Origin of the sequence: Pseudomonas sp. Root401, assembly GCF_001425105.1 — a bacterium.
In the GTDB taxonomy this organism is placed as follows: Bacteria; Pseudomonadota; Gammaproteobacteria; order Pseudomonadales; family Pseudomonadaceae; genus Aquipseudomonas; species Aquipseudomonas brassicacearum.
Map to the genome: position 1 here is coordinate 198,655 of NZ_LMDO01000055.1, position 13,902 is coordinate 212,556.

General features: G+C 56.7%; 19 protein-coding genes. All 19 read right to left on the reverse strand.

Annotation, left to right across the window (positions count from 1 at the left end; genetic code table 11):
- Window positions 1-20 precede the first annotated feature (20 nt).
- The 19 genes from ASC85_RS27065 to ASC85_RS27140 all read right to left on the reverse strand — a co-directional run bounded on the left by ASC85_RS27065 (window position 21) and on the right by ASC85_RS27140 (window position 13,814).
- Window positions 21-536: a phage major tail tube protein gene (locus ASC85_RS27065; protein WP_057452076.1), complete on the reverse strand. Its 516-nt coding sequence runs from the start codon at window positions 534-536 to the stop codon at window positions 21-23.
- 30 nt (window positions 537-566) lie between these two features.
- Window positions 567-1,736 carry a phage tail sheath protein gene (locus ASC85_RS27070; RefSeq protein WP_057452077.1) on the reverse strand — a complete coding sequence of 390 codons (1,170 nt, stop codon included), beginning with the start codon at window positions 1,734-1,736 and terminating at the stop codon, window positions 567-569.
- A 129-nt stretch (window positions 1,737-1,865) separates the two neighbouring features.
- A complete protein-coding gene (locus tag ASC85_RS27075; protein ID WP_057452078.1) occupies window positions 1,866-2,225 on the reverse strand; it encodes a DUF6124 family protein in 360 nt (119 codons plus the stop codon).
- Between the two features lie 408 nt (window positions 2,226-2,633).
- On the reverse strand, window positions 2,634-3,050 hold the full coding sequence (locus ASC85_RS31820) for a tail fiber assembly protein (protein WP_082534513.1): 417 nt from the start codon (window positions 3,048-3,050) through the stop codon (window positions 2,634-2,636).
- Between the two features lie 2 nt (window positions 3,051-3,052).
- The gene (locus ASC85_RS31825; RefSeq protein ID WP_082534514.1) at window positions 3,053-4,252 is read right to left on the reverse strand and encodes a phage tail protein; all 1,200 of its coding nucleotides are present in this window, start codon (window positions 4,250-4,252) and stop codon (window positions 3,053-3,055) included.
- Window positions 4,249-4,866: a phage tail protein I gene (locus tag ASC85_RS27090; protein WP_057452114.1), complete on the reverse strand. Its 618-nt coding sequence runs from the start codon at window positions 4,864-4,866 to the stop codon at window positions 4,249-4,251. The genes ASC85_RS31825 and ASC85_RS27090 overlap by 4 nt, the downstream gene beginning before the upstream one ends.
- The gene (locus ASC85_RS27095) at window positions 4,866-5,777 is read right to left on the reverse strand and encodes a baseplate J/gp47 family protein (protein WP_057452079.1); all 912 of its coding nucleotides are present in this window, start codon (window positions 5,775-5,777) and stop codon (window positions 4,866-4,868) included. Before ASC85_RS27095 ends, ASC85_RS27090 begins: the two co-directional genes overlap by 1 nt.
- Window positions 5,774-6,118 (reverse strand): GPW/gp25 family protein, encoded by a 345-nt coding sequence (locus ASC85_RS27100; RefSeq protein ID WP_057452080.1) that lies wholly within the window; start codon window positions 6,116-6,118, stop codon window positions 5,774-5,776. The genes ASC85_RS27095 and ASC85_RS27100 overlap by 4 nt, the downstream gene beginning before the upstream one ends.
- The gene (locus tag ASC85_RS27105) at window positions 6,115-6,687 is read right to left on the reverse strand and encodes a phage baseplate assembly protein V (RefSeq protein ID WP_057452115.1); all 573 of its coding nucleotides are present in this window, start codon (window positions 6,685-6,687) and stop codon (window positions 6,115-6,117) included. The genes ASC85_RS27100 and ASC85_RS27105 overlap by 4 nt, the downstream gene beginning before the upstream one ends.
- Window positions 6,688-6,790: 103 nt before the next feature.
- Window positions 6,791-7,888, reverse strand: a complete 1,098-nt coding sequence (locus ASC85_RS27110; protein WP_156395717.1) for a hypothetical protein — start codon at window positions 7,886-7,888, stop codon at window positions 6,791-6,793.
- 64 nt (window positions 7,889-7,952) lie between these two features.
- Complete coding sequence (locus tag ASC85_RS31830; protein ID WP_156395718.1) at window positions 7,953-8,537, reverse strand: hypothetical protein; 585 nt, start codon at window positions 8,535-8,537, stop codon at window positions 7,953-7,955.
- A 77-nt stretch (window positions 8,538-8,614) separates the two neighbouring features.
- The gene (locus ASC85_RS32400) at window positions 8,615-9,433 is read right to left on the reverse strand and encodes a hypothetical protein (RefSeq protein WP_156395719.1); all 819 of its coding nucleotides are present in this window, start codon (window positions 9,431-9,433) and stop codon (window positions 8,615-8,617) included.
- 79 nt (window positions 9,434-9,512) lie between these two features.
- Window positions 9,513-9,974 carry a phage virion morphogenesis protein gene (locus tag ASC85_RS31835; RefSeq protein ID WP_082534515.1) on the reverse strand — a complete coding sequence of 154 codons (462 nt, stop codon included), beginning with the start codon at window positions 9,972-9,974 and terminating at the stop codon, window positions 9,513-9,515.
- Window positions 9,971-10,447 (reverse strand): phage tail protein, encoded by a 477-nt coding sequence (locus ASC85_RS27115; RefSeq protein ID WP_057452082.1) that lies wholly within the window; start codon window positions 10,445-10,447, stop codon window positions 9,971-9,973. The genes ASC85_RS31835 and ASC85_RS27115 overlap by 4 nt, the downstream gene beginning before the upstream one ends.
- Before the next feature lie 24 nt (window positions 10,448-10,471).
- Complete coding sequence (locus tag ASC85_RS27120) at window positions 10,472-10,684, reverse strand: tail protein X (protein WP_057452083.1); 213 nt, start codon at window positions 10,682-10,684, stop codon at window positions 10,472-10,474.
- A complete protein-coding gene (locus ASC85_RS27125) occupies window positions 10,684-11,145 on the reverse strand; it encodes a head completion/stabilization protein (protein ID WP_057452084.1) in 462 nt (153 codons plus the stop codon). Before ASC85_RS27125 ends, ASC85_RS27120 begins: the two co-directional genes overlap by 1 nt.
- Window positions 11,146-11,248: 103 nt before the next feature.
- A complete protein-coding gene (locus tag ASC85_RS27130; RefSeq protein WP_057452085.1) occupies window positions 11,249-11,947 on the reverse strand; it encodes a phage terminase small subunit in 699 nt (232 codons plus the stop codon).
- A gap of 10 nt (window positions 11,948-11,957) precedes the next feature.
- Window positions 11,958-12,965 carry a phage major capsid protein, P2 family gene (locus tag ASC85_RS27135; protein ID WP_057452086.1) on the reverse strand — a complete coding sequence of 336 codons (1,008 nt, stop codon included), beginning with the start codon at window positions 12,963-12,965 and terminating at the stop codon, window positions 11,958-11,960.
- Between the two features lie 18 nt (window positions 12,966-12,983).
- A complete protein-coding gene (locus ASC85_RS27140) occupies window positions 12,984-13,814 on the reverse strand; it encodes a GPO family capsid scaffolding protein (RefSeq protein WP_057452087.1) in 831 nt (276 codons plus the stop codon).
- Window positions 13,815-13,902: the final 88 nt, after the last annotated feature.

Consider the following 13,902-nt stretch of genomic DNA (forward strand, 5'->3'; position numbering starts at 1 on the left):
GCTCCGGAGGGTGGGATGGGTCAGATGCCGATGGCTTTGCGCTGCTTGTCCAGCAGGTCCACGCCATCCACGATTTCGATGAAGTTGAGCAGGTCGATTTCGATGATGTCTTCGTTGTCGACGATCAATCTGTAGTAGGTGCAGGTGGTGGTGATGCTGTGTTCGGTGTCTTCCCCGGGCTGGGCTTCACCCATCTCGATGGATTCGTGACGACCGCGCATCACCACCTCGACCGCGCTTATGGCTTCGGTGTCGTCCTGTTGAAAGGCGCCGGAAAAACGCAACGCGATACCCGAGGCGTTGACTGCGCCGAACTGCCTGAGAACGATCAGGTCCAGCCCACCGGTCTTCCAGACGAACTGGATACCGTCGTCGGAGATGCCGAGATCAGCCTTGACCGGGCCGTTCATGCCGCCGCCGCGATAGCCCTCCATCTTGCGGCCGAGCGGCGGCAGGGTGACGGACTTGACCACGCCCAGGTAGCTGTTGGCGTCGTTGAACAGGTTGAGGTTTTTGAGTTTGCGGGGCATGGCCATGTCAGGTTCTCCGGAGCGCAGGGGCGGGGGTCAGCTATTGATCTTGCTGGCGAAGTCGATCAGGTAGCGGTCGGTGATGCGCTGGCGCAGCGTGAGGTCTTCCAGCGGTGGCACAGGGGTGTAGTCGTAGTCCAGGAACAGCTTGCCGGCCTTGAGGGTGTCTTTGTCGTTGGCGTCGTCTGGGTACCAGCATTTGCCACCGATCAAATAGCCCGCGCTGATCATTTCGCGGAACTTGGCATTGACCCCTTCGATGATGTCCCGCACCAGGGAGGCGTGCAGCGGCTTGTCCACCGCCCACATATGAGCTTCGGCCATGGTGTCCGCGAGGATCTGCGCGGTACGGGTGTAATGCTCGAAAGCGAACAGCGGGTCCGCGCTGGTGGTGCGACTGCCCCAGAAGCGAAAGCCGCCCTCGTTGATGAGCGTGGTCACGTCGTGGCTGTTGAGGTAGTTGGCGTCGGTGGCGGGGTTCTGCAGATCCCAGAACACATCGGCGCTGATGCCGGTGACGCCGTTGACCGCGACGTTGGACAGCGTCTTGTGCCAGCCGACTTCCTGATCGATTTTGGCGCGCAGACCCAAGGCGCGGGCCACCGCCGAGGCGGTCATCGTGGCGTTGGTGACGGTGTTCCAATTCTGGAATTCGGGCCAGATGACCATCGCTTCACGGGCGCCGAAGTTGGCCCGGTAAGCGACTACCTCTTCCTTGGTTTTGCAGCCCCAGGCGCTGACGTAGGCGAAGCCGCGTACCTGCTGCGCGATGGACACCAGGGCGGTGGCGACCGGCAGACTGTCGAGACCTGGCACACCCAGGATGCGCGGCACCATGCCAACGCGGGCCTTGGCAGCGAGCAGGGCTTTCATGCCGGTGTATTTACCGTCGGCTGTGGTGGTACCGATCAGGGCGCTGGTGGTGTCTTCCTCGGTGGCGCCTTCCTTCACGCGCACGACGATGGTATAGGGCCGGGTCTGGTCCGCGATGGCCTGCAGGCTGGACGCCAGGGTGCCCGTGGTACCGGCTTTGCCGATGGCGGTTTGAACGTTGGTTAGCAGGACTGGCGTGTCGAAGGGGAACGCGGCCGCATCGGCGTCGTCGGCCGTGCAGACCATGCCGATGACAGCGGTGGGGATGGAGCGAATGGGGCGGGTGCCGTCGTTGAGTTCGATGACCCGCACGCCATGGAGATAATCGGTCATGGGGTGCCTGTGCAGTGTTGGAAATGACACTGCACAGGCTGCCGCGCTTACACCGATTGGGCGAGCCGACGGCCTTGTAGGCAGGGGGGCTACAAGCGCCGGTTAGCCCTTTCGGTCACGGCCCCATTGCTAACGCGGATCGACGATATCCAGCGCACGATTTGCCAGCAGTTCACTCACTTCAATGACTTGCTGGATACCCATCGCAACATGCCGGCGAGAACCTTCGAGATCGAATGCCAGGTCGCTGATCATGGCATTGGCGGACGCCAGGTTTTCACTGAGGTTGGCGAGCAGGCTTTCAGTGTCGACGCTCTCGACGACAGTGAAGAGCTGATCCGCTTCCGGTTCTTTCTTGGGTTTGGTCTGTTCTGGCTTCAAATAATAATCAAGCGCCCGCTCAGTGGCTTCGTGGAATTTTTCCGGGTCGAGGCTTGAGTAGGCAGAGGTGGGATCTGATTCCGGAGGATTGGGTGTAACCTTGAACATGGTGAATCTCCTGACCTGATTGGGCCACCATGACTTGTCGCTAAGCAAGTAAGGGTGGCAGCTGGACGCAGGTTAGCGAACCGGGGGTACAGGAGCCCGGCAGACCCGAAGGTCTCCCGCGTACAGCCGCCATTGCAACGATTGCAGACATGAGTATCCGCAATGAAATCAGGAGCGCTGTTGCATCCATACCGATTCGGGTCGCTAAACCCGATCACTGATGAGCAGTGACGGAAACCAAGCTACCGGTATGGACCAAGCCGCACAAGCGGGCGGATTCTGGCTTAGTTGTAGGCAAAGGCGCAAGGCGATGTAGCCTCTAGGCCAGCATCCGGTGTAACCGGGTATGTGGCTGTAGGCTCTTTGCCTGCCGTTGGAAAGAATCGAGCCTGCCCAGGCAGGCCAACGTCAGCTTTCGCTGGACGCGGGCTCAATGGGCCAGGCAACCGAAGTAGGGAAACCGTCCTGCTGATCGATCCGATTGAGATCAACCCGGTAGTTCTTCCACAACCTCAATTGCTGTACCTCTGCTTTAAAGGCTTGATCGGTATCGACCGCATCCTGTAGCGGCGCTATTCGCAATGCTGCCTGGGCCAGCCGTTCGTCACGACGAACCAAAGCCGCAGCGGCCAGCTCTGCCGGCGTCGGCTCAGGTGCATCCTGCAACACCGGATAACCTTGTCGGTTAGGGACGATCGAGACGCCAGGGCGACTCGCCACGTCCCTGAACAAGGCTTGAAAGTCCTCATCGGAAATGAACACCGATCCAGCTGGCGGAATTTCAGAATGATCGAATCCACGAATATCAGCGATGTAGTAAGGCATGGTTAACGCTTCCCAATGATTCGGACAAATACGTGCAGCGGTACCGCTGCGCTCGCTCTCAGTCCGCACGAGGACAACCCGGGAGTACCGTCAACCGACACGCCATAGTGGGCCCCACCGAAAATCACCACGGGGTGAATCCCATAAACCGCCGATAGCGTTTGTGGATAGGTGATTGTGCTGGTACCAGAGGCCGACAAGGTGACTTGCATCCATTGCTCGATAAAACGGTTCGGCCATTTTTGAAAACCAGCGGGCGAGTACTGTCCACTGAAAATATCGGAGTATCCCAGCTGGGCAGACCCAGAAGCCCACCAACTCGAAGCGCCGTTGCCGATCAATTCAAGGTTCGTTCCGGGCTCAAGAACCATGCTAGTGACCTGGCCGGAGCCGGCGTTAATCGTATCGGCCCCAGCACAAGCGACGGTGATGGTGCCACTTCCAATATTTCGAACGTGGACGGTTGAGCCGCTACGGCTATCAGCGGCCGGGGGGAGCGTCACCGTGAATGTGCCAATGCAGCTCACCACCGCCCCGATACTGGCAGCGGTCAGGGTCAATGAGCCGGTGGCGTTGATGAACCCTCGATAGTTGCCCATGCCGCGTTGGACAAACTCAGTGGTCGCCAAGGCTTTTGTGTTGTCGTGCTGGGCGGGCGTCGGGGCCTTGGGCTTGCCAGTAAAGGTCGGCGACAGCAAGCGAGCGAAGCCGTGGGTGATGTCCTGAACGTTCATATCAACGTATTGACGGGTCGCCAGCACAACGGACGGGTCGATCTTCAGCTCGACGTTGGCGGTGTTGCTGACGATGAGGTTCATCCGCACCACCTGCGTGCGGCCCGATCCTTGAGTCAGCAACGGCTTGAAGCTTGGCGCGCAGTTCGCCACCGCGACCAGGTCACCATCGGCGTCATACAAGCCGACTTCACGAATCCACCAGCCACCGACGTGCTCAGGGATGACCTGCTCGGCGATGATGATGTTGGGGTTGGCTGGGTCAACCTTCAACTGATTCAGCGGGGCACGGCGGCGCTCATTGATCAAGCGTGTCTGCTGCTCGCTGGGGATGGGATCGGTGCCATTGGCGTCGCCCACTCCCATCTGCGCGAAGGTCCACGCAACGCCCAAAGCGTCCGCGTTGGCCTGCTTGGCCTTGCCGATGGCGGTGAGGATGGCGAAAAACTGGCTGTTTAGGTCTGTCATGGGTAGATGTCCATGGTGTCGATCTGGTGTTCACGGCCGCCCTGGTGGATGTAGCCCGTGACTTCGATGTCTCGCTGTGTAGGTGGGTAGATATCAATCTCGTCGCCCTCGGTGAGGCAGGCGCCGATATGAACAATGCCGGTGGTTTCCAGGCTGATGGCGAGCCCGGTGAGATGGCGTGTCAGGGGCTTGGCGTCGTCGATCAGCCAGGTCAGTTCCTGGTACATCTCTTCGGTAATACCGGTGTCGAGCACGCCGACCTTGAGCTTGAAGGTGGCGCGAGGGCCGACCGGAACGGTCTGCCACCACTCGATGATCTCGATCCGATAGCCGAGCGGTTCAACAACGCGGCGCAGTGACCCGATGGTGCCTTTGCGCGAGTGGATGTAATACGCGCTACGGATGGCGGCGCGCTTGGCCGCTTCGGACCACTTGCTGTCCCAGCGATCCACTGAAAAGGTCCAGGCCAGATAAGGCAGCAGGGACAACGGGCATAGGTCCGGGTTGTACAGCGTGCGCAACGGAATCGGCACTCGTTGGATCTGGGCCAGCGCCTGCGCCGCTTGGCGCTCCAACGGCGTCGAATTGCTGGGGAGCAGGGGCGCGTCTTCCATCATTCAACCCCCAACGCCAAGTCGATGGCCGTGCAGTACGGGGCCTGGTACTTCGTGGCAACGATGTCCGCCCAGTTCTCCAGCCCGACCTTGCGCACACCCTCGACGTGCAGCGAGGCGTGGATAATCGATTCCGAAACTTCCAAGCCCAGCCGCCGCCGTTGGTGCACGAAGGCAAGCAACTGCGCATTGGCCGCCGCAAGGATCAACTCGCTCTCAGGGCCCGACGTCGAAAGAAACAGCTTGGCTTTGACCTGGTAGTTGATGACCTGGGCGCTTTGCACGGTGAGCCGATCCGCGACAGGGCGGCGGTCGTCGTCGCTGAGGTAGGCATTGACCTTTGCCAGCAGCGCGGGCGAGGCGGTGCCGTCACCCAGGATCGATTGCACGGTCACTACCGCCTCGGCCGGGGCGGGACTCTCGGCAGTGGCGTCGGCAACCTGGCCGTCGGCAGAGCGCGCATGAAAGATGTAGCTGTTGCGCGGGCCGGCGGTGCTGAGGCCTTCCCATGCCATTTGAGCCCGCTCCCGCAGGCTGTCGTCGCTTTCCATCAGCAATGGAACCGGTGGCACGGCCGAGGGCTTGGCGGCCTGAATGACCAGGCGCTTGACGTTGAAGTTGCCGGCCAGGTTCTCCAGGTCGCTGCCCTTTGCTAGGGCCAGCATGTTGGCGACGGACGCCTCATTGACGCGCTGACGCCACACTGTCTCGCGGTAGGCGTTCTCCTGGAGCAGTTTGGTCAGGGGCTCGGATTCCAGCTCAAGCCGTGCAGCGATCTCGGCTTGTTCTTCGACCGGCCAGAGACTGATGGCGTAGGCCTTGCGCTCGGCGAGGATCTGCTCGTAATCGACCTGCTCAACGACCTCGGGCGCGGGGAGCCGGCCCAGGTCAATCGCGACGAATGAATTCATGCGCTACCCCCCAGGTTCAGAGGCACGCTCAGGCTCAGCGGTTCGTTGCTATCGACGATGCTGCCCTCGATGTCCAACGAGGATTGACCTTGCAGCGTGGCGCCCTGGAACTGCACGCGGCTCAGGCTGATACGCGGCTCCCAGCGCATCAGCGCCATGACGGTGGCCGCGTACACCTGCAAGCGGGTGATGTCGTTGAAAGGGTGGTCTACCAGCTCGGGCAACAGGCTGCCGTATTCGCGCCGCATGACCCGGGTACCGATGCGCGTGCTGAGGATGTCGCTCATGGATTGAGCGATGCTTTCGACGGTGGTGAGGGAGGCGCCGGTGTGTCGGTTCATTCCGGTTTTCCTGTTCTGCCGCTGCCCGGCTTGACGCCGCCGTGCGGGTGGTTCACCAGGCTGATGCCAGCGGCAATCACGTCCGTCGAGACGGTGACCTTTCCGGTGATTTTCTGATTGCCTGTCTGGGTGTAATTGCCCTTGTGCGTGATGTTGCCGACGATGTTGATACCGCCAGTGCTGACCATGTTGGTGGTGCCGCCATCGGTGAGCGTGGCGTTGAGGTGGTGGGCGATGCTGTCGTACTCAATCACCGTGCCGTCGCGGTAGGTGCAGCGGTGCAGGCCTTCGCGGTCGCCGTTGGCGGGGATGTGGTCGCCGAACAGGCCGGTTAGGACGACGCCGTTGGCGAGCTGGCCGGAGGGGCTGAAGAGTAGGACCTGCTCGTTTTCTGTTGGAGGATTCCACTCCCGGTCGGCACCAGCGCGTAGAGCGATCCAGGGTAGCCAGGCGGTGGTTAGGGTTCCGGTTTTTACTCGTACGCGTGGTGGCTTCATCTGGACGGCGGCGATGGTGCCGTAGCGGATGAGGTTTTCGAGTAGGCGGGTGAGGGTGGGTAGGTTGTTCATGGCGCTGATGGTGGCGCCATGAATCTGAAAATACATTTTTTGTTTGTTGTAGTATGACCATTTACAAAAGCTTTTCAAAATGGGATTGGTAAGTAAGACAGTCCTAGATAAAAGTCATCACGCATTCATGTCCCCATCCGAAGTGTTTTTCTAACACCTTTGGGTGTAACTCGCTCCAAGTTGTTTTTAAAGTGTCTCTATATTTTTTTGATTCTTCGCTATTGTCAGTCATTCTAGACATGAACTGCGGAAATGCGGGCTCCTGAAAATGAGCGACTTGCATGTATATGTTGGCCGCATTAAACGCATGTAGCATGACTTTACGTATGTCCTCGGCTGTTGAAGCCCATGGGGCATAGGGTTTTACATCAGGGTGGTTGAGGGTGTTAATGACGTTTGAAAATGCATATCGCATACGATAGGCCGGGTCCGGGTGTGTGCCAACGGCCTCTCCTCCATGAAGAGGTCTTTCTTTGCCATAAAATCTATGAAATATACAGGTAAGCGCTGAAGTGAGCATCCATAGAGTGGTTTTGGTTACTTGTTTTTTGTTTTTAGTGAGCACATGCTGTATTAGTAAATTCGTCGCTTCGTAGTCGGCGGATATCTCAAATGCGTGGCGTATCCAGGCTTCTCTTCCTACTACGGGTGCGTTAGAGTCTGCATTGAACTCGTCCCAGACAAATTGATAGTGGTTGTTTTCATCTCCAAGTTCAGACCTAAGTATCGTTCCGTGATCCTGAAATAAATGCGCTTGTTCGTGTAAATATAGCCATTCCAGTGACATGCTAAAGAAATCATTTTTCGCGTCTTCTTTAGTCAGATCTGGTGGCAATATTTGGTTTGCTCCATTGCCGTAGTCTAGTAAAGAAAATAACACTTGATATTGACTTTCTAGTATGTGCGTGCGGCACATTTCAGGAAAAAGAAGCGCGTCTTTATAGATTGCTATTGACGCGCCATCGGAAATTTCTATGATGTGTTCGTTCGGGTTTGTCGCCATCGCACTTGCGCTTGCTTGAAAAGCAAAAGAGCCTTTCCATTTTAGAGTCAGATTTTTAGGGGGGGTGTAAAGCGGGTCCGAAACTTGTGATTTGAGTTTTGTTACTATTGTATCTGCTGCTTGGGTGGTGGTTGGAATTATAGGGGCGAATAGTTTTTCTGATTCTGGACTGTAAAGTGTTTCGTGGAAGCTGTTCAATAGAATATTTCCTTTGGTTGTGTGGAGCCTCTAAGAAACGCAAGGGTGTAGTGCTGTTTGTTGTTTATGTGAAGTCGCAAGTGTTGGAAAGTTCCTTTGCTATTGTTGGGTCCAGGGTTGGGAATAATAATAGTAAATCTTCAGGTGTGGCAGCCCCTAAGGATCCACATTTTTCACGTATTGAATGAATGGCCGCATCAAAGTCGTTTGGCAATTTTTTTACAAGTTCTAATGCACGGCGGTAATGTGGGGTGGGCTCTGGTAGCGGTTGGTGATTAGTGTACTCTTCCATAGCCTCTAAAGAGAATACTACTGCGACACCTTCTTCTAAGTAGTTGGTGTATCCCTTGATTGGATTTAACAGGTGAATTGTTTCGTGAGCAAGTTCATATAGAGCTGTTGGCCAATAGTTGGCTGCATTTTTGCTTAGAATGGCCGATGCGCTTGTTCCGTCTAAACTGTTAAGTATAAATGGAGCTCTACCTCCGAATTTCTTATTTTTATCTTCATAAATCGGCTGGTTGATTTTTTTGTTTGAATCCCTGTTGCCGTATCTTGCCTCTGCCTGTCGTAGAAGAAAACGTTGCAGCTTCATTGTTCCCTCTTTGGACTTGAAAGGCAGCTTTTTATCGAAGATGAATTTGGCCATGCTATGCTCCTTGCCTTTGTTTGTTGTAGTGTTTGTTGCGGTTTTTAGGATTCTTTATATGCTAGCAGAACTAGAGGCTACAATTGTTGGTGCCAACCCAAAAATTTTCCAATAGCAAGACCTAAAAAAACGCAACCGATGCATATTGGAATATTCAGAAATCCAGCAATGGACCTCAGGCGCGATCTTATCGTTTTATGTTCAAGGCGGTAATAGCGTTTAGAGGCTTTAAGCCCTCGCACCTTCTCCCTCAAAGTGGCTAATTCTCCCCACATTGTATCAAGAGATCTCATTCCATAGTCTTTTTGTATGTTGGGCCAGTTAGCATAGGCGATAAGGTCTGAAACTGTTAACGTAGGATCTGATGATCCTTGCATTCCTATAGGACCATCCCATAAGAATTTTATTCCTGAATTGGTGTAGAGTTTGTTTCTTCGGTCTTTGTTTTCCTTGTATGCATCCCCAGCGATAACTGATATTGGGACGATGTTGTAAGAGTGGTCAAATTGTTTTGCCCAAGTGACAATTTTATGGAAAAGGTAAGTGCCGACATGTAATCCTTGCATTGAGTCATTGACCATGATCGCACCATTGGTCAATCTCACGCTTTGCTTATAGGATTGCATTTCCCCGCCCATCTCGCTGATCAAGGACCCCGCTTTGTATATGCCTTCACTTCCATAGAGATATGTGGCTCTAACTTTTATTTTTGAAGTGGAAGTGGATGCGGTCTCAGAGGACCAGCTATGGGATTTGAGTTCGGTCTCTATCAGTAGGTAATGTGTTCTTGGATAGTATTTATTGTCATCTTGAACTTTGATTATTTCGAACGTGTTGGCCGTGTCGTCGGTTGAAACTCTTACATTGATCTCTGCTGAGGTTTCAGCATGTTCCATTGCTATATCCTTCCCTGATTTCGGTTTGAGTGAATCCAGTGTGACTTTCAGCTTTTTTGGGAGTCGGTGGGAATGTTTCTCATGTCGATATGAGGCTTGATATTAATTGGCGCTTAATCAAATCCAAATCTTCCTCCCTAAAACCCAAGACCTGTCGTTGGCTATACTTTATCTCAGGACGCCTGCCATCGGCAGGCTCTTTCAACCCGAATTGATGTATTCGAGCTATACGTCCAACTCGTCCAATAAAACCTACGCTAACGACGCTGCTGTTGCCATAGGCTTTTAGTAGCCTTGCGGTACGTAATTTCTGAAACATCAGCCTCTTCCTTTTCAATCGGCCTTTTTTTTCACGTATTCTGTCTCGCTTTCGTGGCGCAAACTTGCTGTCATCTGGGTTTCGCTGAGCGGTGATTCGTTGCTGCTGGCTGCGCCGTAGTGTCTGGCCGATGTTGCGGGCGAGTTTGCTTCGTGCGGCCGGTTCAAGTTGGCTCAGTAGACCTGAGGCCCAGTCTTCCAGCGCTTCTAGTCGGTTGGTCATTTCGGTATGACCCATTCGCTGCTGGGGCTCTGGGCGCTGGGTATCCACGCCGGGTCGAGAAACGCGGCAGTGGGCTGAGGTTCACCAGGGTGGCGGATAGTTGTGGTGCCGTCGGCGTCTCTCCCCACGATCACGCGTTCGCTCAGCGACAGGGTCAGGCTGAGGTCCACCTTGCTGTTGTCCAGAACGTCGGCTTCGAACTGAATGCCCTCGGCGGACTTGTTCAAGTTTTCGAGCAGATCGGCCTGATTCACTTTTAACCACCCCAGCACCGGCAACATAACGCTGTCAGGATGGCCGGCGAAGTCGGTGAGGATCACCTGCAGATCAAAGCTGTACTCGAAGGACAGGCTGGCTGCGGCGGTGCAGCGGATTTTGCCGTTGTCGATGAAGATCAGCAGTCGGTCGGGGTTGTGCTTGAGTTCGCCAATGGTAGCGAGCAGATGAGTGCGCAGGCTTTCAGGTTTGTTCATCAGGTCCAGGTCTTGTAGAGGGCATCAGTCCCATAGATTCACCATCTGCCGCTGTGGTGCGGTCGTCTGGGCTTCGGGCATTTGTACGGCCAGGCCCTGGGGCAGAATTGGCCCGTAGTCGGCCAGGCCGGGATTAGCTTCAAGTACCGCTTCAGTCACGCCAGCGGTGCGCCCGTAATGACGCCAGCAAAGGGAATCGACGGTGTCGTTTTGGTGAGCGCGGACGGTGACCTTCATCAGATCAACTCCACTGTGGTGCGATTGACGCCGAGAAAATCACGCACGGCCCAACGTAAGTCGCGACGGTAATCGTCGATGTTCGGGGTGAGTTCTTCTGCGTTCTGGTGGCCGCTGTTTGTGGAGTCATAGGAGCGGTAGCGCTCGCAAACTTCGGCCCCGGTCGCAGCCTCTATGGCGCGGCGGTAGAGATGCACCAGGACAAGTACACCGTTGATACGCTCGCCGGGCATATCGGCAAGTTTCGTATGGCCGGCCGCTTGCTGGGTGGTGCGCCATTCGCTCAGCTCGCGGTTGACGCTGATGGCGGCGGCAACGGCGGCGGTTTCCAGGCGTGGCGCGGTGACGCTCGCGTCGATCCGTAGCGTGGCGCGCAACTGATCCAGGTCGATTGGGGGCCAAAATGCATCGGTATTGATAAGGCCGCTGGCGACGGTGCCGCCGGCTATAAATCCGCTCATGGAACAGCACTCAGAATAGGTCGCCGGTGGTCGGGGCTTCACGTTCAGGGGGAGCGGCCTGGCCGATCCGCCCCGAGCCGGCGGGGTGCGTGGGGACGCTCGGTTAGCCAGCAGGGCCGGCAAGTTTGTTGAGCAGGCGTTCGGCCCGCTCCAGATCTTTCTTGCCACCGCAGGCGTCGTGCAGGGCGATGGCTTTTTTCAGCAGATCCACGCCGGCCTGGAGCTGGCCGGGTTGGCTTGGGGCCTCTTCGGTGATGCCTTCCAGCGTGGCGCGGCCCATGGCGAGAAACAGCTTGGCGCGGGCCTGGTCGGGCATGTCTTCGGCGTCGGTGAGTTCGGCGGTGCGATGCAGGATTGCCAGGTCGAACGGTTCACCGATTTTCTGGGCCTTGAACGCCGCTGTGGCGACCTCTTCGGCGACCAGACAACCCAAGGTGCGGGCGAAGCGGTCCGGCATGACCATCTTGTACTTCAGCACGTAGGTCGCGATGTCGAGGCCACCGGTGAAGTCGCCGGCATCGAAGCGCCAGACCATGACGGTGGTCATCACTTCGTCCTGAGCGCCTTTGCCGGCCTCCAGCACACCTTGCACGTAGGATTCATAGCTCGGTAGTAACTGGCGCTTGAGTTCGGCCTTGCCCTGGTTGGACTGGACCTGTTTCAGGCGCAGGCGGTCCTGCAGCAACTGATTTAACTGATGCTCGTAAGCCGTGGCGCCGGCCATGGTTTGGGTGGGGTCTGTGGCCGCCGCTTCGACGGCAGCGGTGACGCGTTCAAAGTGGCGGCGGCAGGGGTTGGTCATGGTGGCCGCCTCAGTTCAGGGTTATGTTTTCGGCCAGGGCGGCGCAGCCCAGGTCTTCGATGACATAGCTTTCGTTGACCGACTCGAAGTTTTCGATGCGGTCGCGCTTGGCGTTGTCTATGACGGTGCGGCGGCGAGTGCCTTCCTGCCAGTACAGCGATAGGTTGTCGAGGCGGGTGACCATGAGGCCGCTGGCCGGGAAGTGCGGTACGCGCACGGCCGGCAGGTTGCCGAGGCGCTTTTGACTGGTGACGATGTCGGCGGCCAACATTTCAGACGGTGCCTGAATGGTGTTGATGATGGGGAAGTATTTGTCGGCCAGCAGTTGGCGACCACAAATCACCACCAGTTCGGTGTCTTCCTGGTACCAGGGCTCGATGAATTCGTTGACCATGCTGACGACCAGGGCGTCGATGTTTGCGAAGTCTTTGTTGGCGCCGATTTCGATTTTGCCGCTGCCGTCTTTCACTTCGGTCATGACCCGGGCAGGGTTTTCCTCGCGCATCTTTTGCAGCCAGCCGATGTTCACGTCTTGCAGCAGCTTGTTGATGGTTGGGTTGGATGTCGCGGCGCGGCTGATGCCGTTCCAACCGATCATGATCCGGTTGAGGGCCTGGGCCTTGATGATGGCGTCGCGAATGCGTGCTTGGAAGTCTTTGAACTTGGCCCACTGGTCCAGTTTTTGATAGCGAATACTGGTGTCAAAGTTGGTTTGAGTGCAGGTGTACCCTCGGTCATCCAGGCCGCTTGGATCGCGTGGTTCGCGGTCTTTGACGGTGGTGTCGGTGGTGCTGGCAATGGTGCCGTCGATGCCGATACCGACCTTTTCACCCGACTGTTCCGAGACGGGGTAAACGTTGATTGCACTGAGGAACGCACTGGATTCCTGCATACGGGTTTCTAAGGTCTGGGCGACGCTCGGGTCTGCGGTGAATTTGGTGGTGACGTCAGCCACCCCATGCAGTTGCGCCAGTTGCTGCAGGTAAGCGTTGAACAGTACTCGGGTGTCGTTACGCATGTTGATCGTCCTTGATGGTCAGCAGTCGGTCATGACTTGGTTACCGCCGCCGGAGACCTGCGGGCGCGTCTTCTGCTGGGGATCCTGGGTGGTGGACAGCTGGGTTTTCAGCTCGGCCAGTTCGGTGCTGACTTGATCGAGTCGGGTTTTCAGCCCCGCCGAGAATTGCTTTTCGACGGCCAGTTGGTCGGGCAGATCCTTGACGTGTTCGGCGATGGCTTCGACCGCTTCGCCTATCTGGGAGAGCTCGGTGTCGTCCTTGGCCTGTTTGCCGCTCAGAAGGGTTTGTACCTTGTTGAGGAGCTGGGCGCCGAGGCTCGGTTTCTCGTCGATTTCGTCGAACTTCAGCTCGATTTCCACCGCCTCGGTGAACATGGAGGTCGCGGAATAGTGACGGTCTTGGAATGGACTGGCTTCGGGCTTCTGCGCTGAGAACGCCAGGACGTCGGTCCCTAGGCTGGCGGGCGAGTCGGTCACGGCGAGGCCAACGATGTAGGCCTCGCCCGTGTCGGCAAAGCTCTCGTCGATCTCGATGGACGTATAGATTTTCTGTTTGGCCTTGTTCATGGCGATCAGGTCGTTGGTGGGTTCGACCTTGGCGAACAGCGCCAATTTCTTTTGGCCGTTGACGTCCACCTCTTCGGCTTTTACCGCCAGTACGTCGCCGTAGGCCTTGAAGGGACTGTCGGGCAGCAGGCTGCGGAAATGCTCCAGCCAGATACGGGCACCGTAGGTGGACGGGTTGAAGTTCTTGGCGGCCTGTTCCAGCCAACTGCGTTTGATGGTGCGCTTGTCCGACGTGGCGCCTTCGATGGCGACGCGGAACCAGTTGCTGCGGTACTTCTTCATGCCAGGGATTCTCAGTGCGTTGCAATGAGGGGCATGGTCGGTATGGGCGCGAGCGGCGGCAACGGGGCGGGACTGTAGGCGGGGAGGG